Source organism: Marinobacter alexandrii, assembly GCF_005871205.1.
Classification (GTDB): Bacteria; Pseudomonadota; Gammaproteobacteria; order Pseudomonadales; family Oleiphilaceae; genus Marinobacter; species Marinobacter alexandrii.
The window spans coordinates 1,408,992-1,431,155 of sequence record NZ_SWKM01000011.1 but is presented as its reverse complement, the minus strand read 5'-3'; the positions used below and the strand labels follow the sequence as shown (position 1 = coordinate 1,431,155).

Genomic DNA, 22,164 nt, shown 5'->3' with positions numbered 1-22,164 from the left:
CGTTTTAGCCCTCGATCTCGATTCGGGTCAGGTTCTCGCGGAGAATCGGACCGTATTCATATTTACCCGGGCACACAAACGTGCACAGCGCCAGATCTTCTTCATCCAGCTCCAGGGCACCGAGTTTCTGTGCCATCTCTGTGTCGCCAACGATGAGTGAACGCAGCAACTGGGTCGGCAGGATATCCAGCGGCATGATTTGCTCATACGCGCCTACCGGTACCATGGCTCGCTCACTGCCGTTGGTGGTGGTGGTAAAATTGAACAGCTTGCCACTCGCCAGTTTCGACAGATAGATATTCAGGACGGAGAACTTGTTGGAGCCCGGAGACAGCCAGCCCATGAACTCGCGCTTGGTGCCTTCTTCCAGCAGTGAAATCTGGTTGGCAAAACGTCCGAGATAGGCACAGGGGCCGTCACCACGACGTCCGCCGAACACCGAACCGGAAATGGCACGCACTTCCGCTTCGTTGCTGACTTCGCCTTCGAGCAGTTCCGGCAGGCTGGCACCGATACGGGTGCGTACCAGACGCGGCTTCAGTGCCTTGGGGCCACCGATCGCTACAATGCGCTCAACCGGCACTTCACCGGTTACGAACAGCTGTGCGATGTCGATGACGTCCTGGTAGTTGATCGACCAGACGGTCTTGCTGCCAGACACCGGGTCCAGGTGATGGATGTGGGTGCCAACATTGCCGGCCGGGTGCACGCCGTCGAACTGATGCACTTCAACGGCATCGTTCTTGGGCACAGGCACGTTGGAGCCAGGCTTGCCAGTAACAAACACCTTACCCTGAGTCAGCTTGGTCAGAATCTCCAGGCCTTTCTCGAACGCCGCGCTGTTCTCGCCGATGATGACGGTCGGGTCAGCGGCCAGCGGGTTGGTGTCCATCACAGACACGAAAATGGAATGGGGCGCGCTGTCGATGGTTGGGACTTTGCTGTAGGGGCGGGTTTTAAACGCCGTCCACAGACCGGACTCCACCAGGTTGTCGACAACCTGCTGGCGCTCAAGGCCGGCAAGATCCGCATCGTTGTAACGAGCGAAGGTCTCCGCTTCGTCACCATCGATCTCGATAACGATCGATTGAAAAACGCGACGGTCACCACGGTTGATTTCTTTCACCACGCCGGCGGCGGGTGACGTATAACGAACGCCTTCGGTCTTCTTGTCCGTGAACAGCAGCGTGCCGCGCTTGACGCGGTCCCCTTCTTTCACAGCCATCGTCGGCTTCATGCCGTTGTAGTCAAAACCGATCAACGCCACATGGCGAACGGGTTTGCCCTCTGTAATGGTCTGTTCGGGAGCGCCGCTGATGGGAAGATCCAGGCCTTTCTTGATCTTGATCATTAGCCTCATCCAGTCATCAGAAACTAGTCTATGGATTATTCACGTCCGGCACCTGCGGCCCAGGTTTCCTCTCAGGATTGCACCAGATGGTTGCCCCAAGTAGCGAAAGTGGATGCCGTTCGAATGCGGCTTGTCCTCCGACGCTGGAAATGATGAGAAACTGGATGCCAGACATACCCAAAATCGCGCCAATTATAGAGATTAAGGAATCCTATTTCCACCAGAAAGCAGAACGGCTTTGTGCCTGACCGTAAACCGAGGACGCCACAGATTTGGCAAAGAAAAACCCCGGCAACTTTCGTTACCGGGGTTTTAAGGGTAGTACACAACCGTTACGGCGTGTTTGGATCAGTCCCGTGCACGTTTCGGGAAGATCGGGTAAGTTACCCCTGCCATCTGGCTCACAACACGAACCACCTGGGCACTGTAACCGAACTCGTTGTCGTACCACACGTACAGGATCAAGCGCTTGCCACCGGCGATGGTCGCCTGGGCATCAACAACACCCGCATGGCGAGAGCCAACGAAGTCTGTAGAAACCACCTCGGGTGAGTTCACAAAGTCGATCTGCTTCTGCAACTCGGAGTGCAGAGCCATGTCGCGCAGATAGTCGTTGACGCCCTCGACGTCCACATCCTTCTTCAGATTAAGGTTCAGGATCGCCATGGACACGTTCGGGGTCGGAACCCGGATCGCATTACCAGTCAGCTTGCCTTTTAGCTCCGGCAGCGCCTTGGCAACGGCTTTGGCAGCACCGGTCTCGGTGATCACCATGTTCAGGGGCGCACTGCGGCCACGACGACTGCCTTTGTGGTAGTTATCGATCAGGTTCTGGTCGTTGGTGTACGAGTGAACCGTCTCAACGTGACCGTCTTCAATGCCGTACTCGTCGTCAATCGCCTTCAGTACCGGCGTAATAGCGTTGGTGGTACAGGACGCAGCGGACAGGATCTTGTCGTCTTCGGTGATCCAGTCGCTGTTGATGCCATAAACAATGTTCTTGATGTCGCCCTTGCCCGGCGCAGTCAGGAGGACGCGGCTGACGCCCTTGGATTTAAGATGCAGGCCCAGGCCTTCTTCATCACGCCACTTACCGGTGTTGTCGACAACGATGGCATTGTTGATGCCATACTGAGTGTAATCCACCTTGTCCGGACCATCGGAGTATATCACCTTGATAAAGTTGCCGTTGGCAACCAGGGCAGACTCTTCTTCGTTGACGGTGATGGTGCCGTCGAACGGGCCGTGCACAGAGTCGCGACGCAGCAGGCTGGCCCGCTTTTCCAGGTCGTTTTCAGCGCCGCCATTACGCACAACGATGGCACGCAGACGCAGGTTATTACCGCCGCCGGCTTTTTCGATCATGATCCGGGCCAGCAGACGACCGATACGGCCAAAGCCGTAAAGCACAACGTCTTTGGTGTCGTTGTTGGCTTCTTCTTCAGACTGCGCGGCGTGCTGGCCAACGATCTGGCCGATTTCGCGTGTCAGGAATTCCTTGAGATCACCACCCGCTTCCTTGAATTTAACGGCCAGCTTGCCGATATCCACGTGCGCGCGGCCCAGCTCCATAGAGTCCATGGCCTGCAGGATCGGCAGTGTGTCATGAACAGACAGCTCACTGTCTTCCACCTGGCGAACAAACCGGTGGGCACGGATGATGTCGATCACCGACTGGTTGATGATGGCACGGCCGTAAACCGACGTGACCACATTGTTCTTGCGGTAGAGACGGCCGATCAACGGAATCATGGCTTCCGCGGTGGATTCTCTTTCCGTCCAGTTAGACAGGTGCTGATTGATCTGTTCGTGGCTCACAGTTGGGACCTCTGGTTAGCACTGGTAAGAAATTGCGGCGCACATTATCCAACTTAAATACGCCCACGGCAAATACGGTCCGTTCATGATTTCGTAAACACCCGGCCACAACCATGACACCCGCAGATGCGAGCGGTAGAATACGCGCCTCGCCGCCTCCCGGTCACCCACAGCAGGAGAACATGACTGCCCATGAGCCAAGGTGCATCCACACCCCGAACGCCCCATTCGCTGATCGCCCCAGCCTTCCCGGAAAAAAAGGCTGATCACCGTACCTGGGGCCAACTCCATGGCAGCAGCGATGCCCTGGCTATTTGCGAGAGTGCCCGAGCCCACCACGGCCTGACCCTGGTTATCACCCGAAGCACCAGCGACGCCATCCGCCTGGAACAGGCCATGCGCTTTTTCCTGGGGCTGCCTGCGGATGAAGAGGGGGCCGCGATTACCGCCGACGGCCTGGAACTGCTGTCGCTGCCAGACTGGGAAACACTGCCCTACGATCTATTCTCACCGCACCAGGACATTACCTCCCGGCGTATCCGCACCCTGCACCGGCTGCCATCGACCAGCCACGGCGTGCTGGTTGTTCCTGCCAGAACACTGATGCACCGGTTGCCGCCGGTGGACTACCTGCAGGGCAACACACTGCTATTGGAAGTGGGCCAATCGCTGGATATCGACACCTGGCGCATGCAGCTGGATTCAGCCGGCTACCGGCACGCGGAGAATGTGTATGAGCATGGCGAGTACGCGGTACGGGGCGCGATTCTGGATATTTTCCCCATGGGCTCCAACCTGCCCTACCGCATTGACCTGTTTGACGATGAAATAGAAACCCTGCGCACCTTCGATCCGGAAACCCAGCGCTCCATTGACCGGATCGAGCGCATCGAACTGTTGCCGGCGTTCGAATTCCCCTGGCATAAAGAGGCGCGCTCCGGTTTCCGTGGCCGCTGGTTCGAGCAATTCCCCGATGCCGACAAAGACGCACCCATTTATAAAGACATAACCCATGCCATTACACCGCCGGGGATCGAGTATTACCTGCCGCTGTTTTTCGACCACACCGCCACCCTGTTCGATTACCTGCCGGGCCAGACCCAGGTATTTACCGCCGAGGGTCTGAACGAGGCGGTCAGCCTGTTCGATTCGGAAACCCGCAATCGCTACGAGGACCGCCGCCACGACCGGCTGCGCCCGATTCTGCCGCCGACCCGCTTGTTCCTGCAGACCGACGAACTGTTCGGCCACCTGAAAGACTTCCCGCGGGTAACCACCCAGTCCGACGAAGCCACAGGTTCGGGCGCCGTGAATTGTCCGGCCGAGAATCTGCCTGACATCGCCATGGACGGCCGCGCCGCCGACCCGGCAGGCCGGCTCAAGCGCTTCCTGAACGACTTCACCGGCCGCGTGCTGATTTGCGCCGAATCCTCCGGCCGCCGGGAAGCCCTGATCGAAAACCTCGGTGAGCAGTCCCTGAAGCTGAAAACCCAGGACGGCTGGCAGGCCTTCCTGGACGACGACAAATGCACACTCGGTATCACCATCGCGCCAATGGAACTGGGCCTCGCCCTACCCGAGCAGCAGATTGCCCTGATCACCGAGACCGCGCTGTTCGGCGAACGGGTGCTGCAGCGCCGGCGCCGCCAGAAGCCGACCGAGACCGACGATGCCGGCTACCGGGATTTGTCCGAGCTGCGAATCGGCGCACCCGTGGTGCACATTGACCACGGAGTGGGCCGCTATAAAGGTCTGGAGACCATCGACGCCGGGGGCGAATCGAACGAATTCCTGATGCTGGAATACGCCGGCGGCTCCAAGCTCTATGTGCCGGTTTCCAGCCTGCACCTGATCTCCCGCTATGCCGGCAATGACAGCGACCATGCGCCCTTGCACAAGCTGGGCACTGAGCGGTGGAGCCAGGCAAAGCAGAAAGCCCTGGAGAAAATCCGGGACACCGCGGCCGAGCTGCTGGATGTCTACGCCCGCCGCGAGGCTCGCAAAGGCTTTATCTTCGAGAATCCGAAAGAGGCCTACCGCTCCTTTGCGGCGGGATTCCCATTCGAGGAAACGCCGGACCAGGAAGTGGCCATTCAGGCGGTGATCGAGGATATGACCGGCGAGCGCCCCATGGATCGGCTGGTGTGCGGCGATGTCGGCTTTGGTAAAACCGAGGTGGCTATGCGTGCCGCCTTCATGGCGACCTATTCCGGCAAACAGGTAGCGGTACTGGTACCCACTACCCTGCTGGCGCAACAGCATTATGAATCTTTTCGGGACCGGTTCTCGGATACCGCGGTTAACGTGGAACTGCTCAGCCGCTTCCGCAGCGGCAGCCAGACCAGCAAGGCTCTGGACGCCATCGAGACTGGCAAGGCCGACATCGTGATCGGCACCCACAAGCTGCTGCAGGGTGACATCAAGTTCAAGAACCTGGGCCTGGTGATCATCGATGAGGAGCACCGGTTCGGGGTTCAGCAGAAAGAGAAGTTCAAGGCGCTGCGGGCAGAGGTCGACATGCTGACCCTGACCGCCACACCGATCCCGCGAACCTTGAACATGGCCATGGGCCACCTGCGCGATCTGTCCATCATCGCCACGCCACCGGCCCGGCGGCTTTCGGTAAAAACCTTCGTGCGCCAGCGCGACAACGCCATGGTAAAGGAAGCGATCCTGCGGGAAATCCTTCGGGGCGGTCAGGTGTACTTCCTGCACAACGATGTGGCCAGCATAGAGAAAGCCGCCGAGGACCTGCGCCAACTTATTCCCGAAGCCCGGGTTGGTGTCGCCCACGGACAGATGCGTGAGCGCGATCTGGAACAGATCATGTCAGACTTCTACCACAAGCGATTCAACGTGCTGGTGTGTAGCACCATCATCGAAACCGGCATCGACATCCCCAGCGCTAACACCATCATCATTGAACGGGCCGACAAGTTCGGCCTGGCCCAGCTGCACCAGCTGCGCGGGCGGGTTGGTCGTTCGCACCACCAGGCCTACGCCTACTTGCTGACACCACCACCGCGCTCGATCAGCTCAGACGCCAAAAAGCGCCTGGACGCCATTTCTGAATCCCAGGACCTGGGTGCCGGCTTCATGCTCGCCACCCACGATCTGGAGATCCGGGGCGCCGGCGAGCTATTGGGCGAGGAGCAAAGCGGCCAGATCGAAAGCATCGGCTTCACCCTGTACATGCAGCTGCTGGATGAGGCGGTAGAAGCCATTCGCGAGGGCCGCACGCCCAATGCCGACCTGCCTCTGAGCCACGGCACCGAGATGAACCTGCGGATTCCGGCCCTGATTCCTGACGACTACCTGCCGGATGTCCATAACCGCCTGATGCTGTACAAGCGGATTGCCAGCGTGAGCAGCAAGGCCGAATTAAAAGAACTTCAGGTTGAGATGATCGATCGCTTCGGATTATTACCGGATCCGGCAAAGAATCTGGTTCGGCAAACCGAGCTGCGGCTGCATGCGGAAGCCCTGGGCATTGTCCAGATCGACGCTGGCAAGGAATGGACCCGCCTGGAATTCGGCAGCTCGACGCCGGTCGATCCACTGGTGCTGGTTAAAAAGGTGCAATCCGCACCGGACCAGTATCGACTGGAAGGCGCCAACAGCTTCCGTTTTCGGCTGAAGGACACGTCGACCGGTGGTAAACTCGACGGCATTTCCAACATGCTGGGCGAATTGGGGCCGGAAAAAGCGACCGCCAACGCCTGATGAAAGCCCGATTCACACATGGAGTAATACCCTTGCAGATTGATGGTAATCGTGGCGGCCGATGGACGGCACGCACTGTATGGACAGCGCTGCTGCTGACATTGTCGCTGACCACACAGGCCCAGGATTCGGATGCCAATGGCAAATCCGTTCCGGACAACTACTACCGTGCGGAACTGGTAATCCTTGAACGCATCGTTGAGCCCGAAGCGGTCAACGAGAAGATGGCGAACCGGAAGGTTGAACCCACGCTGGAGTCAGGTGAGATCCTGCAGACGGTGGACCGGGGCGGCGTGACTGAAACCACCCTCGATCTTGCCCCGCGCAGCGACCTGCATTTAAACAGCGCCGTGCAACGGCTTGAGCGTAGCGGGCGTTACCGGGTATTGATGGCGGCAGGTTGGTACGAGGCTTTCCCTCCAGGCTATGAGGGTACGCCACTGCGGGTTGCCGTGGGCGACTGGCTCTCTGGTGGCGACACCCGTGAGATTGAAGGCAACATTACGATCGATCGCCAGCGTTACCTGCATGTGGATGTGCACCTGAATCACTGGCAACAGGCGGAAGGTGCGATGTCAGCACCCATGCCGACCGAACAAGGCCAGAACGAAGCCGCCACTGCCAGCCAGGACAATGCGGGCAACCCGGGCCCTGCAGCCAATGAACTGACGGCTCGATCCAGTGAGCTGAAGGCTCAGCCCAACGGTATCGAGGCTCAGCAAGCTCCCGCGGCAGCACCGCTAGAGCTGCTGACCTGGATTCGCGAAAACCGGAGGATGCGCAGTGAGGAGGTTCACTTCCTGGACTCGCCGACGGTAGGCGTGCTGGTATTCTTCAAGAAGATTGAGGCTTCGGAGTAAGGCCGCCGAGGCCGGCCATCGACATTTCCAGCATACCTTTCACTCCAGACATGCCCTTGTCGATGGCTTCATGGATTTCTTCCATGGAGATGATGTGGTCCGACTTACCGGCGGCCCAGTTCACGACCAGTCCCAGGCAGACATAACGCATGCCCAGCTCTGCGGCCAGAACGGCCTCGGGCATGCCGGTCATCCCCACCAGATCACAACCATCCCGCTCCATGCGAGCGATCTCCGCGGCGGTTTCCAGCCGCGGCCCCTGGGTTGCACCGTACACACCAAAATCGGAACAGGGCGTGCCCTGCACACGGGCAGCGTCGATCAGGATCTGACGGGCGTCAGCATCATACGGCCAGGTGAAGTCTATGTGAGTCACCTCGTCCAGATCGCCCTCAAAGAAGGTACCAGGCCGGCCCCAGGTGTAATCAATGATCTGATCGGGCACGACGATGTGGGCAGGCCCCATCTCTGAATGAATGCCACCCACGGCGTTCACCCCGACCACGGTACGGACACCGGCGTCGTAAAGCGCGCGCAGGTTGGCCCGGTAATTCACCTGGTGCGGCGGAATCCGGTGAGGGTTGCCGTGGCGGGACAGGAAAACCACTTCCTGCTCACCCAGACGCCCCTGAACAAGTGGCGCCGATGGCGTGCCCCAGGATGTCTCCACCGGGCGTTCGCCGGTGATCTCGAGACCCGACAAGGTCGTTAAACCGGTACCACCGATAATACCGACGGGGCTGCGTCCAGCCGTTGCGCTCATTCACCCTCTCCTGAATCTTCGGCATCGCCGTATCGGGTCGCTTGACCGGACTCGGTGGATGCTGTTTTCGACTTACGATTGCTCGGCTCTCCAGACTCAGACTCGTCTGTCTCATCTGAGCCATCGCTCTTGCCGGCCTTCCCATTGGCCAGACGAACACCCTCTGGCAGGTGCAAAGTGCGAGTCGGGAAGGCAACTTCGGCGCCGTAACCCTCAATAATAGTGCTGATCTGCAACAGCACGTCCTGCTTCACCTCGTGGAATTCAACCCACTTGGTGGTCTTGGTGAAGGTGTACACCATGATGTCCAGCGAGGAGGCATTAAAGGCAACGAAATTAACGATCAGGGTCTGGTCCTGGTCGATTTCTTCGTGATTCTCCAGCATCGAGCGAATGTCGCCGACAATATCACCCATCTGGCTGACATCGGCGTAGCGAATGCCGATGGTTTCGCTGATCCGGCGGTTCCGCATCCGGGAGGGGTTTTCAACCGCGATGGTGGTGAAGGCCGCATTGGGGACATAGAGCGGGCGAAGATCAAAGGTTCTCAGCGTGGTCAGGCGCCATCCGATGTGCTCAACAACGCCCTCAATATTGCGATCTGGTGAACGCACCCAGTCGCCAACCTTGAACGGACGGTCGAGATGGATTATGAAGCCACCGAAGAAATTGGCGAGAAGGTCCTTGGCGGCAAAACCGACGGCGATACCACCGACACCACCAAACGCCAGCACACCGGAAATGCTGTAGCCGAGAGACTGCATGGCAATCAGCACAGCAGTAATGATAACCACCGCCCGGGAGAGCTTGCTCACCGCATTCACGGTGGTGTAGTCCATGGGGGTCTTCATCTTCATCGGCGAGACCAGAATCTTCTCGCTCTGCTTGATCAGGCGCAGCAGCGACCACACCAGAATCCAGATAAAGCCCATCTTCAGGACGGTCTCGTTGGCCTCAAAGATCGTAGCATCCGAGTACTTATGGGCCACTTCCGCCGCCCAGTAAACGCCCTGCAGCCAGACAAAGCCAACCACGGGCTTGCGGGCCGCATGCAACAGGGCGTCGTCCCAGAGGTTCCGGGTTTTGCTGAATTTGCGCTCAATGGCACCGATAATGTGGCTGGCCAGGTAGGCCACTGTTGCGGTGCCGAACACCAGGGCAAAGACCACCAGACCTACGCGCCACTCCTGGGGCAGCAAATCAAAACTCTTGATCCAGCCATGCACCATGGCTGTTGCTTTTTCGATCATCGGCTTCCTCTGAAAAAACGGACTTAGTAGATAGAGACCGCGGTACCGGTGGTGACCCGGTTGAACAGGTCAATCACATCGTCGTTGCGCATGCGGACGCACCCGTGGGAAAGCGGCACTCCCATGGGCTCAGTGTCGGGCGTGCCGTGAATGTATATGAAGCGGCGAAAAGTATCGACCCCGGGGCCCCGGTTTTTGCTGGTCTCACGGCCACAAAGCCAGAGAATACGGGTCAGTATCCAATCGCGAGCGGGGTGCTGGGCGGCAAGTTCAGGGGAATAGATCTCGCCGGTGGGTCGGCGGCCACGGTAGACGGTGTACATGGGCTGGCCATCGCCGATCATGGCGCGGACATAGTGGCTGCCTCGCGGCGTACAGCCGCTTCCGTCCTGCTCTCCGGGGCCATTAAGGGCTGTGGAAATCGGGTATTCAGCCAACACCGAGCCATTGCCGTCAATCAGGGTCAGGCACTGGCGGTCGAGGCTGATGTGGATGTTCTGGTCAGAGCTGCTGTCGTTACTCAAGCCGGTCAAGCTCCCTTGGGGCTGGTGCCAAGTCGAAGCCTAACCGAGAGCGGAGATCTCAGGCAACCGGGGTCTGGCTGTCAGGCAGCGGGATCAGCATTTTGTCTTCCGCCTGCATACCGGCTGCAAGGAAGGGCACCAGACGAGCGGCAATTTCCTGGATGGTGGTTTCAACACCCAGTTTGTTCTGCAGTATATCGCGCAGGGCATCGCTGCTGGACATGGTGAACGCGGTCGCTCCCAGCATGAACTGAATGCGCCAATAACGGTCCACTGACGACAACTGTGGGGTCGCTTCCTTGAGCAGACGCATGAAACGGCTGAACGGATCGCCGTATTCCTGCTCCAGGAATTTACGCAGGTGCCCTTGGGACTGGGTATAGGCAAGGCCCAGCAGGCGCATGAAGATGGAAATACCCTTCTCGTTACGCTGGGGCATTCGTACGGCACTTTCTGTCAGGGCCCAGAGCGTTTGATTCAGGGTTGGCGGTTTTCCGTCACAGCGCTCCTCCAATTCATCAAAGGCAGTTTCCAGTGTTGCGGAGAACGGCGTGAGAAATCGGGCGAACACAGCGTGGATCAGCGCGTTCTTAGAACCAAAGTGGTAATTGACAGCGGCCAGATTTACTTTAGCCTTACTGGTTATCATTCGGAGCGAGGTTTCCGAAAAACCACGGTCGGCAAACAGCTCTTCAGCTGCATCGAGAATCCGATCTACGGTATCAGACTGCGCCATCTTATTTTCAAAGCCTCTAGCAAACGTCTGTTTGAAACATACGTTTGAAAGCCTGATCTGTCAAGCTCTTGGCTCTGGTTCCGCTGCCACACCCTGCCAGCCCTGATCGATAGCCCGCCGATTCCCCTCAAAGAAAGCCGCCTGAACCCGAGCATAAGCCTTCTCAGCTTCCAGCAAATAGATCAGATACAGCCGCACGTGCTCGCGGCGGGTTAGATGGCTAGGCAGTATGCGCCGCTCAGAAAGCCGGATCAGCGAACTGAAGCGGGTATTTTTCAAGGCGGCGTTAAAATCGGCCATGCGCGTACACTGCCAGATCAGCCCTTCCTTGCCCTCAAGGTGGGCGGCATAGGCGCGGGCCTCACGCAGCAGGCGCTGGCGCTTCATGATGACATCAAGGTAGGAAGGGCTGGAGGTGTAGATGCGCCGGACCGCAGGAATCCCCAGCATCAGGATGATCATGAACGCACCAAAACCGGTACCCGCCACCCAGGCCGTGACAAACCCGGTCAGGCCACTGACAAACACCACCGCAGCGGCAAAGGCGCTGAACAACCACAAGTCACGATTCCGGCGCGCCGTCGCCAAGGTGTAGTCGTCTGGCCAGTCACTCATGGCCAAGCGATTGAAATCCAGAAGCAAAACCCGATCGCATTGGCGTAAGATCAGGCGAAGCTCGCGTTGCTTGAATTGCGCCCGAGCCTGCTCGAATTCGCTCGAGGCGGCCTCCAGCTCTTCTGCCACTCCGTCCTCTTCCTCCACGGCCGGCGCGGTCTCCAGAGCTTCGGCTTCGGCCGCGTCGGGTTGCGTGGCCGATGGCAGCGGATCAGCAGCGCGCCCCTGGCGCAACACGGCACCTTGGGTGGGGTCGGTCTTTGGAGGCGCTGTCCGCTGATTTTCAGCCATGTTATAACTTCCGGAACGGGCAATGAATCGATAAAGGGCTACGTAATACAGGTATCGACCGGGTAGCAACTATCTTGAGCCTGAGCGAGCAAAGCCAGCGTGACAACCGGGCCAACTTGGCATCGGCCGGCTCCACCGCTATCCTTGGCGCCCTGCCGCAACCGCATTCGCGTATTTTTCAAGAGGTCTGGCTATGTTCACAGGTATTGTTCAAGGCATTGCAACTGTCGAAGAGGTCGCCGCCGCACCCGGGTTAAGCACCCTGGTCATTCGCCTGCCCGACAACAAGGCCGCCGGCATCACCATCGGCGCCTCGGTGGCCATCAACGGTACCTGCCTGACAGTCACCCGCCAGGACGGCAATGACCTGTACTTCGATGCCATGCAGGAGACACTGCAGTGCACCACCCTTGGCGATCTTCAGGTTGGACACGAGATCAACTTTGAGCGGGCAGCACGCATTGGCGACGAGATTGGCGGGCATTTGCTGTCTGGCCACATTCACACCACGGCCACCATCGCCGAGATCGTGAAAACCGAGAACAATGTGACGCTGTGGTTTGAAGTGCCCGAGGCATGGACCAAATACATCTTCACCAAAGGTTATATCGCCATCAACGGCGCCAGCCTGACCATTGGAGAGGTCGAGGGAAATCGATTCAACGTGCACCTGATTCCAGAGACCCTGCGGGCAACTACCTTTGGCACCGCCAGCGAGGGCCAGCGCGTCAACATCGAGATCGACAGCCAGACCCAGACCATCGTCGATACCCTGGCCCGTCTCGGCTACAACCAACCTCCCAAGACTCAGTAACCGCGCATCACGGCCCTACCCCGAAGACTCGTATATCAGCGCTGACTGGCCTCAAGGACCACAAACTTGGGATTGGCGTCGAGCTGACGAACGGCCGGGAAGAATTTCCGCAGACTGCGGTGATAGCCAAGGTGGCGATTGCCAACGATCAGCAGCGAACCACCCGGCGCCAGGTGCTCAGCCGCCACACGGAACAGACGAAGGGCAATGTGATCCCCCACCACACCGCCCTCATGAAACGGCGGATTTAGCAGAATCAGCTCAAACTGCCCGGCGGAACTGGCGATGCCGTCGGCGTGATCAAACCGGGCCTTACTTTCCGGAAATAACCGGGACACATTGTCCCGGGCGCTGGCCACAGCCTGACTGGAGACATCTGCAAAGCTCATCTCCAGATCCGGTCTCTGCTCCAGCGCCACCAGCCCCACCACGCCATTGCCGCACGCCAGATCCAGAACCCGGGCATCAGCTGCCAGCGCAGACACAGCGGTTTTTACATGGGGCAAGAACAGGCGGGTGCCTATGTCCAGTTTTTCCCGGGCAAACACGGCAGGCAAGGCGCCTACCTGAATCTGACTCCCGTCCACACTGTAGCTTTTCCAGCTGCCGGGCCAGCTGTCGAGATCGGCAGTGCCACGGCGGCAGACCACTACCCGGGCTTTCTTGCGAGCAGGCAGGACGGTTTCCGTGTGCACGGCCTGAGCAAAGACCTCGACACCACGGTCAGGCAGATGCTTGATCATCCCTCCCGCAAGCAGCAGGCCGTCTTTGGCCAGCACACTGTTGACCCACCGCAGCAGCCAGGCCAGGTATTCGGCGTGACGCGGCACCCTTAGGATAATGACGTCATATTCGCCCTGTGGTGGGTTCAGCCAAGTGGTTACAGCCAATGGTGCATCCACGGCGGAATTCAGACCGGCGTTGTGCGTGACGGCCGCAGGCAAGGTCGCACTGTCGGCAACAACGTCCGGTTTAAAGGAGCGCAACCCAAGGGTCAGCGCTCCGAACTGGTCATCAACAATGAGCACCCGGGGAGATGGCAACGTGGCCAGGCGCTGGTACGCCTCATCCAGCAGCAGCTCATCGGCAGCATCCCAGGCTCGCAGCGAGACGTCGCCCCCACCCAGACGGGCTAAAGTCAGGGCGCCGTCCGGCGTGTCCATCACTGCAGTGGTCATATTGGTGTCCAAAAGGGGGATTCATCACAAAAGCGTTATTTTAGGCTGTTTATTCTAGAAATTAAGCCTAAATTACGAGGTGTTCACGCATTATCCTTTTTCTGGTTGGCTCCGTTGTTGTGGACGCAAACCCTTTGCCCCTCACCCCAGGGGCTTTTTTTTTGCCTGGCGTTTAGCGCTTGGGCCAGCGCCGGTACTTAACGGCGGGTGGCACGGTACACCGTGAAGCGGCGATCTTCAGTCAGGCGCTCCACCGGTCCCACGAAGCGTTTAATCAGGTTTTCGTATGGCAGGAAGGTGTTGGCAACCAGCCTCAGCTCACCTCTGGTCTTGAGATGGCGGGCCACCGACCGCAGGAAATCTTCGGTCATGGAGGTGTCGGTTCTCACACCAGCGTGGAATGGCGGGTTGGTCACGATCGCAGGCCAGACACCCTCGACACCGGCCAGGCCATCCGAGGCGATAATTTCGCCGGTCGCCCCTGCCCGTTCGTAGGTCGCACGAGCACATATTACCGCCTGGGATTGAACGTCCACCCCATCCACCGGCGCCACCGGCCGGCCCTGATCTCGTTGCCAGGTCTGATGCCAGGAGCCGATCACGCCTGCGCCACAGGCGAAATCCAGTACCCGATTGGCTTTCAGTGGCGTGCTGACCAGGCTGTCCAGCAACATCGACGTGCCGGCATCCAGCTCGCCCTGGCTGAAGATACCGGGCAAGCCACAGACCTCAACGGTGCTGCCGGCATTGGTTATCGAGTGCCACTGCATCCAGTCTGCCACGTCAAAGTGCGACAGCGGTGCCAGGCTACTGGCCACCCAAACCTGACAATGCCGGGCGCTATCAACCTTGGCCGCATCCGGATCGATGCTCTTGAGCTGCTTCACCGCACCGGCGATGCCTTCTTTCTTCTCACCCATCAGGATCAAGGCGGCATTCGGTGCCGCGATCCAGCGCGCCAGCGCCAACCTGAGATCAAGCTCGGCCCGGGCCTTGGGCAAAAACACCACCACCGTGTCGAAGCTGGAGGCCGTGAGTGCGGGATTGTCGTAACCAAAACACACCTGCCAGTTTGCTGGCCCTGCCAGCTCCTCGGCGTAGCCTGCATGCTCGCTCATTGCCAAGCCCCCGGAAGGCAGCTCTGGCAACAAGGCGCCGGAACTTGCCCCCAGCAAGGCCACACGACCTTTCAACAGGGAACGATTCCGAAGCAGGGCTTCATGGGATTTTGGCAGTGCGGACATCGGCAGGCGGACCCCGTTTCTGGTTCTGGAAACGGGCTACTTTAACTGGAATCGGCCCGCAAGTCCCGCCAGAACTGGCGTACCTTGCGGGCCGATACGACTACTTCAGCGTCGAAATCTCAGCGTCAGGCGTTTTCCTGGCGACCAGATCGGACTGGCCTCGCTGCCAACTCCTCAATGGTTCGGTTTCTGACCGACTCGCGCTCATCGTCGCTGGAAATGGACAGCCCCATATCCCGCAGAACGCCGTCACGGAGTGCGTAGACGAAGCCGTGCACCGTGAGGGGCTGGCCGCGCTTCCACGCATCCTGAACAATGCTGTTCTGGCTCACATGATTAACCTGCTCCACCACATTGAGCTCACACAGCCGATCCACACGATCCTGAACGTCGCTGATCTGGTCAAGGATCGGCTGGTGGCGGTCACGCACATCCTGAACATGCCGAAGCCAGTTGGTGATCAGGCCGGAGCCCTCGTTCAGCAGCGCGGCACGGACACCTCCACAGCCATAATGGCCGACTACCATGACATGCTTGACCTTCAACACCTCAACCGCGAACTGAAGCACTGACAAGCAGTTGAAATCGGTGTGCACCACGACGTTGGCAACGTTCCGGTGCACGAACAATTCCCCTGGCATCAGATCAACAATCTGGTTTGCCGGTACCCGGCTGTCTGCGCAGCCAATCCACAAGTACTCCGGCGCCTGCTGACTGGACAGGCGGTCGAAGAACTGCGGATCTTCCGATTTGATTCCAGCCGCCCAGGCCTGGTTTTTCTCAAGTAGACGGTCAAGCTGACCCATCGACACACTCCCTTTTAATCTTTTGACCCTTCAAATTGAAAGGCATCTGTTTTACCAAAGCAATACTCAAGTGGTCGCATTCGCTGTTGAGCTCTGGGCAGCAATGTCTCCAGCACTCGATCCGGCAATTTCTCCAGCATTTTGCCCCCCATTCGCGCTGCCACTCTCTGCCTCACTCTCGGTCTCACTGTCGGCATCAAGGTGACCGGAATGCATGGTGCTCTGGGCCAGATCCAGTAGCTCTCGCAGGGCCACGGAGAACATGGCGTATTCAGGCTCACGTACGCTCTTGAGCTCCGCCAGCATGGACTTCCAGCGCTGGATCATTCCCACATGCCGTTCAAGCCAGGCATCGACACAAACCGGTACATCGTCCGGCTTGCCAGCCAATCGGAGTACGCCGGTGGTGAGTGCTCGCTGCTGCCACTCCAGATCCTCCCGGAAACTCTCCCGGGCCAGGGCCTGCCAGTGCGAGGCCGGTGCCAGTGAAGCAATGGCCCGGGCAAACCAGTTCAGGTCCAGCTTGTCACCCAGTTCATAGTACAGATTGGCGACCGTTTTCAGCGGCATGCCGGACGCTTCCTGGGCCTCAATAATGCCCAGGGACGAGTACAGATAGTCGGTACCCGACACCACCGATGCCAGCTCTGTTGGCAGACCGGCCTCGACGAGCCCCTGATGCCGTTTCTGCCAGGCTGTGCGCGCGTGTTCACCGAGGTAGTCCGGCAGACCGGCGGTGATGGCCCAGACATTGTCGGCGAAGCGCTCGATGTGGTTCTGGATGCTGAGTTCAGCCCGACGATTGCGCAGCAACCACCGAACGGAGCGACGCATCAGCCGCATCAGGTCCTGCATCAGCTCCATTTGCAACTGGGCCGGCACGTTGAAATCCTGATCCTCAATCTTGTCCCACCAGTTGTCGATGCGGAACACATCCCGGGCAATGATCCAGGCCAGAGCGATGGACGCCGCGTCGGCACCGGTGGACTGATTCAGCCGCTCAACAAAGGTGATCCCCATGTGATTGACCATGTCGTTGGCAATCTGGGTGGCGATGATTTCCCGACGCAGTTGGTGCTCGCCCAGCTCCTTGGAGAACTTCTGGGTTAGCCCGCGCGGGAATACTTTATACATCTCGCCAGCCAGCAGGGGCTCATCCGGCAGCGTGCTGTTGATGAGGGTCTGCTTCAGATCGCCTTTCACGTAGGAGATCAGCACCGACAGTTCCGGCCGGGTCAGGCCCTTCTTGTCGAGTTTCCGCTCCGACAGGGTTTCATCGTCGGGCAGAAACTCCAGCGACCGGTTGAGTTTGCCTTCGTTCTCCATGGTGTTCATCAGCCGGCGGTATTCCTCCAGCCGGATGGCAGCATCCTCGCTGGCAATACTGATGGCCTGGGTCTGCCGGTAGTTGTTCTTCAACACCAGATCGGCGACATCGTCGGTCATTTCCTCCAGCATGACGTTGCGCTGCTTGCCGGTCAGATCGCCCACGGCAACGGCCTGGTTCAGCAGGATTTTCATGTTCACTTCGTGGTCCGAACAGTCAACGCCACCGGAGTTGTCGATGAAGTCAGTGTTCATGCGTCCGCCCCGAAGCGCGAACTCAATCCGCCCGAGCTGAGTCAGGCCAAGGTTACCGCCCTCACCCACGACCTTGCAGCGCAGCTCGGAACCGTTAACCCGCAGGCCATCGTTGGCCTTGTCGCCAACGTCGCTATGGGACTCGCCCGCGGACTTCACATAGGTGCCAATGCCGCCAACCCAAAGCAGGTCTACCTGGGCCTTGAGAATGTGGGAAATCAGCATGTTCGGGGGTACCCGATCGGATTTGATACCCAGCAGCTTCTTCATTTCGGCACTGACTGGAATGGACTTGGCGTTGCGACTGAACACGCCACCGCCCTTGGAGATCAGCTTGGTGTCGTAATCCGTCCAGGCCGAACGGGGCAGTTCAAACAGCCGCTTGCGCTCCTTGAAGCTCTTGTCCGGATCCGGAGTCGGGTCGATGAAGATGTGAATGTGGTTAAAGGCAGCCACCAGCTTGGTTTTCTCGGAACAGAGCATGCCGTTGCCGAAAACATCTCCCCCCATGTCGCCAATGCCGATGGCAGTGAACTCATCCAGTGCCGGGTTGATACCCATTTCCCGGAAATGGCGCTCCACCGATACCCAGGCACCCCGGGCGGTAATACCCATCTTCTTATGGTCGTAACCATTGCTGCCGCCGGAGGCGAAGGCATCGCCCATCCAGAAGCCGTAATCTGCAGACAAGCCGTTGGCGATGTCTGAGAAAGTCGCGGTGCCCTTGTCGGCCGCCACAACCAGGTAGTGATCGTCTTCGTCGTGACGGACCACCCGTTCGGGCGGGTGGATGCCGGCATCCACCAGGTTATCGGTAATATCCAGCAGGCCCCGGATGAAGGTCTTGTAGGCCTCAATACCCTCGGCCTGGAACGCCTCGCGATCGGACGGATCGGGCAGGCGCTTGGCAACAAAACCACCCTTGGCACCGACCGGAACGATGACTGCGTTTTTCACCTGCTGGGCTTTCACCAGCCCCAGAATTTCGGTGCGGTAGTCCTCGAACCGGTCCGACCAGCGCAGGCCGCCACGGGCAACCTTACCCCCGCGCAAATGCACACCTTCCACCCGCGGAGAATAGACAAAGATCTCAAACATCGGCAGTGGCAGCGGCACATCCGGAATTTGAGACGGATCAAATTTCACGCTGATGTACGGCTTGGGCCCGCCATCCTCATCGTGCTGGTAGAAGTTGGTGCGCAGCGTCGCCTGCATCAGCTCCATGTAAAGCCGCAGCACCCTGTCCTCACTGAGATTATCGACCCCGTCCAGCCCGGCGTTGAACTCAATTTCCAGTTTCTGCTGGGCCGCGCGACTCTTGCCATCACTCTGGAAGCGGTCCGGGTTGAAGCGCACCTCGAAGTACTCCAACAGCAGCCTGGCCAGTTCCACATGGTTGACCAGAGTGTTGGAAATGAACGTCTGACTGTTGGAAAAACGAATCTGGCGCATGTAGCGGGCAAAGGTGCGCAACAGGGCAATCTCGCGCCAGCTCATGTACGACGACAACAGCATCCGGTTGAAGGCGTCGTTTTCGGCATCGCCATACCAGACCCGACGGAACAGGTCCTCGAAGATCGGGCGGATACGATGGATGTCCACCACCCGGCCGGTGTGAGCCTGCAACGTGAAGTCGTGAATCCACACCGACTTGCCGTGGCGGTCGGTGACTTCAAATGGATGCTCGCCCAGCACCCTGAACCCCAGGTTGTCGAAGATCGGCATCACGTCGGACAGCGGCAGCGGCTGATCCGGGTAAAAGAGCTTGAAATGCAGGGTGCTTTCAACCTCTTCCAGGGCTCGGTAGAAGCTCATGGCCAAATCACCGCGTTTGGCGGCGCCGGAGATGTGCTCCAGATCGATAGCAGCGCGACGCGGCGAGAACATGTCGGTGTAGCTGGCCGGGAAACCACCGGACCAAAGCCGTGACAGTTCGTTACCCTGCTCTTCGCCGTAGGCCTCACTCAGGGACTCGTACAGGCCATCGCGCCAGGACTGCGCCATCTCGATGACTTTTTCACGAATCTCGGCAATGGGCAGCTGTCGGTTCTCAACCTGAGGCACCCGAATGGTGAACTGCACGCGGGCCAGCACCGACTCGGAGAAGTGGGTGACAAATTCGATGTCTTCCGCTTCCAGCCGGTCCAGCAACACCTGCTCGACCTTTTGCCGGAGCTCAGTGTTGTAGATATCACGGGGAAAGAACGCCAGGCAGGTCACGAACTGGCCATACACGTCCTCGCGCATAAACAGCTCAATGCGGCGGCGCTCCTGGATGTACAGGATGTTCTTGGCCACCTTCAGCAGATCTTTGCTTTCAATCTGGAACAGTTCATCCCGGGGATAGACCGTGAGAATCTGGTCCAGCTCTTTGCCGGCGTAATCGTCGCGCAGGAAACCGGATCGTTTGATTACACTCTGGAATTTCCGGCGCAGGAGCGGGATCTCATCCGGGCGCTCGTTGTAAACGCGGGAGGTGTACAGACCCAGAAAGCGACGCTCGCCAACCACTTCACCCTTACTGTTGAACTTCTTGACCGCGATGTAGTCCGGGTAGGCCGGACGATGCACCCGCGAGCGCTGGGCGGATTTGGCGAAAATAAAGATATCGTCGGTGCGCGTCATTTCATGGCGCGTGCGTTGGGGTAACTCGTTCAGCCGAACCCGGTCCGGACGCTCGTTATTGACCCGCAGGATGCCAAGCTCCGAGTTCTCAACCCGGCGCACCACCATGCCGCTCTTGTCTTTGGCAAAGTCGTACTCGTCGTAACCCAGGAACGTAAAGTGGTCCTGTACCAGCCAGTTCAGGAAGGCTCGCGCCTCTTCTTTCTGTTCATCGTCGATTCCGGCGGAGGTGGTATCCAACTCGTCCAGGATCTCGCCGACCTTGTCGGTGACAATCGGGAAATCTGAGACGGCGATGCGCACTTCGTGCAACACCGTTTGCAGTGTTTCCTCCAACTCGCTCAGGTCGGCCGGATCGCTGTGCCGGTCGATCTCCAGCACGATGAAGGCTTCGAATTGGGAATTCTTGCTGGCGCGCTTGTTGGGCAGCAGCTTGCTTAGCTTGCCGTCCTCAGTGCGCTCTACCTGAAGGATGGAATGCTGGATGGAGTGGGTTCCGATCTCGCGCTGATTGATTGCAATCCGTAGAGAGTCGATCAGAAAAGGGATGTTCGGGTGCAGTATGAAAATGACCGTGTGGGTCGACTGCCAGCCATCGCTTTCGAGGTCAGGGTTGAACACCGACACTGGTGTCTCGTCGGCGGTCCGCTTCTGAAGGAATTGCCAGGCCGCGAGAACTGCACCGTAGGTGTCTGAAAATCGTCGACTGACCAGCTCCTCAAGAGGAATATGGGCATAATGCTGCTTGGCAAATTCGCAGATCTTGTTTGCCTCTGTCTTGGCAATTTTCTGGGCGAACGCATCAGCCAGTTGTTCAAAAAACTGATCCTTGCTGGCTACTGTCAGCGCATTCATGATCGACCTCGGTTAGTGTGAAGTAAACGTAATCGTCTTATTGTCACATAAGCATAGTCAAACCCTTGATTTTTGCCGGGCAGACACCAAAACTGCGGCAACTACTTACGCACGAAAAGACGTTCTAAGATGAACCCTAGAGAATCGGAGCAGTTCCTTTCAATGTCGCTACAGCATACGTTCGGTGAACTCAGGTCGCAGTTGGCAAAAAGGATAATCGGACAGGAAAAATTGGTGGACCGATTGCTGATTGCCCTCCTCGCCGATGGCCACCTCCTGGTGGAGGGTGCCCCGGGCCTGGCAAAGACCACCGCGATCAAGGCTCTGGCCGATCACCTGGACGGTGATTTCCACCGCATCCAGTTCACCCCGGACCTGCTGCCCTCCGACGTAACCGGCAGTGAAATCTACCGGGCTGAAACCGGGACCTTCGAATTCCAGCGCGGGCCGATCTTTCACAACCTGGTGTTGGCCGATGAGATCAACAGGGCGCCGGCCAAGGTACAGTCCGCTCTGCTCGAAGCCATGGGCGAGCGCCAGGTCAGTGTGGGCCTGCGTACCTTTCCGCTCGATCGCCTGTTCATGGTGATGGCCACCCAGAACCCCATTGAGCAGGAAGGCACCTATCCCCTGCCCGAAGCCCAGCTCGACCGTTTCCTGATGCACGTGGTGATTGATTACCCCTCGGCCGAGGCCGAGAAAGCCATTCTGCACCTGGCGCGCAATGACTATCGCCAGGGCCAGCCCCAGACCGATGTTCGACTGACCGCGGACCAGGTCTTCGACGCCCGCAACGAGGTCGCCGATATCTACATGGCCGAACCGGTGGAACAGTATCTACTGGCGCTGGTACTGGCCAGCCGCGATGCCGGCAGCCTGGACCCTGAGCTGGCGCGCTGGACCGCCTTTGGCGCCAGCCCGCGCGGCACCATTGCCCTGGACCGCTGCGCCCGGGCCCTGGCCTGGCTCGACGGCCGGGACTACGTGACCCCGGACGACGTCCGAGCCATGGCTTATGATGTGCTCCGGCACCGGATTCTGCTGACCTTTGAGGCCGAGGCCGAGGGCATGACCGCCGACGCGGTTATCGAGCGCCTGATTGAGCGAGTACCGGTCACCGCCTGATGATC

The 22,164-nt window shown here is 58.8% G+C and carries 15 protein-coding genes; 4 read left to right on the top strand and 11 right to left on the bottom strand.

Features of this window, described 5'->3' with window-relative positions; genetic code table 11:
* Positions 1-4: 4 nt before the first annotated feature.
* On the bottom strand, positions 5-1,351 hold the full coding sequence (locus tag FCS96_RS07005) for a Na(+)-translocating NADH-quinone reductase subunit A (RefSeq protein WP_138439543.1): 1,347 nt from the start codon (positions 1,349-1,351) through the stop codon (positions 5-7).
* Between the two features lie 348 nt (positions 1,352-1,699).
* A complete protein-coding gene (locus FCS96_RS07000; RefSeq protein WP_407658078.1) occupies positions 1,700-3,103 on the bottom strand; it encodes a glyceraldehyde-3-phosphate dehydrogenase in 1,404 nt (467 codons plus the stop codon).
* 258 nt (positions 3,104-3,361) lie between these two features.
* Here FCS96_RS07000 and mfd point away from each other — a divergent pair, with 258 nt between their 5' ends.
* Both mfd and FCS96_RS06990 read left to right on the top strand, forming a co-directional pair.
* Entirely contained in the window at positions 3,362-6,892 is a 3,531-nt protein-coding gene (gene mfd / locus FCS96_RS06995) for a transcription-repair coupling factor (protein WP_138439539.1), read from the top strand.
* A 32-nt stretch (positions 6,893-6,924) separates the two neighbouring features.
* A complete protein-coding gene (locus tag FCS96_RS06990) occupies positions 6,925-7,752 on the top strand; it encodes a CsiV family protein (protein WP_212747041.1) in 828 nt (275 codons plus the stop codon).
* Here the strand turns inward: FCS96_RS06990 and FCS96_RS06985 are convergent.
* Genes FCS96_RS06985 through FCS96_RS06965 form a run of 5 tightly spaced genes read right to left on the bottom strand, consistent with a single transcriptional unit; the run spans position 7,727 to position 11,931 of the window.
* Positions 7,727-8,515, bottom strand: a complete 789-nt coding sequence (locus FCS96_RS06985) for an S-methyl-5'-thioinosine phosphorylase (protein ID WP_138439535.1) — start codon at positions 8,513-8,515, stop codon at positions 7,727-7,729. The two genes, FCS96_RS06990 and FCS96_RS06985, sit on opposite strands and share 26 nt — an antisense overlap.
* Positions 8,512-9,765: a mechanosensitive ion channel family protein gene (locus tag FCS96_RS06980; RefSeq protein WP_138439534.1), complete on the bottom strand. Its 1,254-nt coding sequence runs from the start codon at positions 9,763-9,765 to the stop codon at positions 8,512-8,514. The genes FCS96_RS06985 and FCS96_RS06980 overlap by 4 nt, the downstream gene beginning before the upstream one ends.
* A 23-nt stretch (positions 9,766-9,788) precedes the next feature.
* A complete protein-coding gene (locus FCS96_RS06975; RefSeq protein ID WP_138439532.1) occupies positions 9,789-10,289 on the bottom strand; it encodes a L,D-transpeptidase in 501 nt (166 codons plus the stop codon).
* A 58-nt stretch (positions 10,290-10,347) separates the two neighbouring features.
* Positions 10,348-11,025, bottom strand: coding sequence for a TetR/AcrR family transcriptional regulator (locus FCS96_RS06970; protein WP_138439530.1), 678 nt, complete (start codon positions 11,023-11,025; stop codon positions 10,348-10,350).
* A gap of 60 nt (positions 11,026-11,085) precedes the next feature.
* Positions 11,086-11,931 (bottom strand): hypothetical protein, encoded by an 846-nt coding sequence (locus FCS96_RS06965; RefSeq protein ID WP_138439528.1) that lies wholly within the window; start codon positions 11,929-11,931, stop codon positions 11,086-11,088.
* A 193-nt stretch (positions 11,932-12,124) separates the two neighbouring features.
* Here FCS96_RS06965 and FCS96_RS06960 point away from each other — a divergent pair, with 193 nt between their 5' ends.
* Positions 12,125-12,745 (top strand): riboflavin synthase subunit alpha, encoded by a 621-nt coding sequence (locus FCS96_RS06960; RefSeq protein WP_138439526.1) that lies wholly within the window; start codon positions 12,125-12,127, stop codon positions 12,743-12,745.
* A gap of 35 nt (positions 12,746-12,780) precedes the next feature.
* Here FCS96_RS06960 and FCS96_RS06955 read toward each other — a convergent pair whose 3' ends face one another.
* From FCS96_RS06955 to FCS96_RS06940, 4 genes are all read right to left on the bottom strand, one after another.
* A complete protein-coding gene (locus FCS96_RS06955; RefSeq protein ID WP_138439524.1) occupies positions 12,781-13,923 on the bottom strand; it encodes a class I SAM-dependent methyltransferase in 1,143 nt (380 codons plus the stop codon).
* Between the two features lie 197 nt (positions 13,924-14,120).
* Entirely contained in the window at positions 14,121-15,167 is a 1,047-nt protein-coding gene (locus FCS96_RS06950) for a methyltransferase (protein ID WP_138439522.1), read from the bottom strand.
* Between the two features lie 125 nt (positions 15,168-15,292).
* The gene (can, locus tag FCS96_RS06945) at positions 15,293-15,973 is read right to left on the bottom strand and encodes a carbonate dehydratase (protein WP_138439520.1); all 681 of its coding nucleotides are present in this window, start codon (positions 15,971-15,973) and stop codon (positions 15,293-15,295) included.
* A 66-nt stretch (positions 15,974-16,039) separates the two neighbouring features.
* Positions 16,040-21,034, bottom strand: a complete 4,995-nt coding sequence (locus FCS96_RS06940; protein ID WP_138439518.1) for an NAD-glutamate dehydrogenase — start codon at positions 21,032-21,034, stop codon at positions 16,040-16,042.
* Between the two features lie 162 nt (positions 21,035-21,196).
* Between FCS96_RS06940 and FCS96_RS06935 the strand changes: the two genes are divergently transcribed.
* On the top strand, positions 21,197-22,159 hold the full coding sequence (locus FCS96_RS06935) for an AAA family ATPase (protein ID WP_138439516.1): 963 nt from the start codon (positions 21,197-21,199) through the stop codon (positions 22,157-22,159).
* Positions 22,160-22,164: the final 5 nt, after the last annotated feature.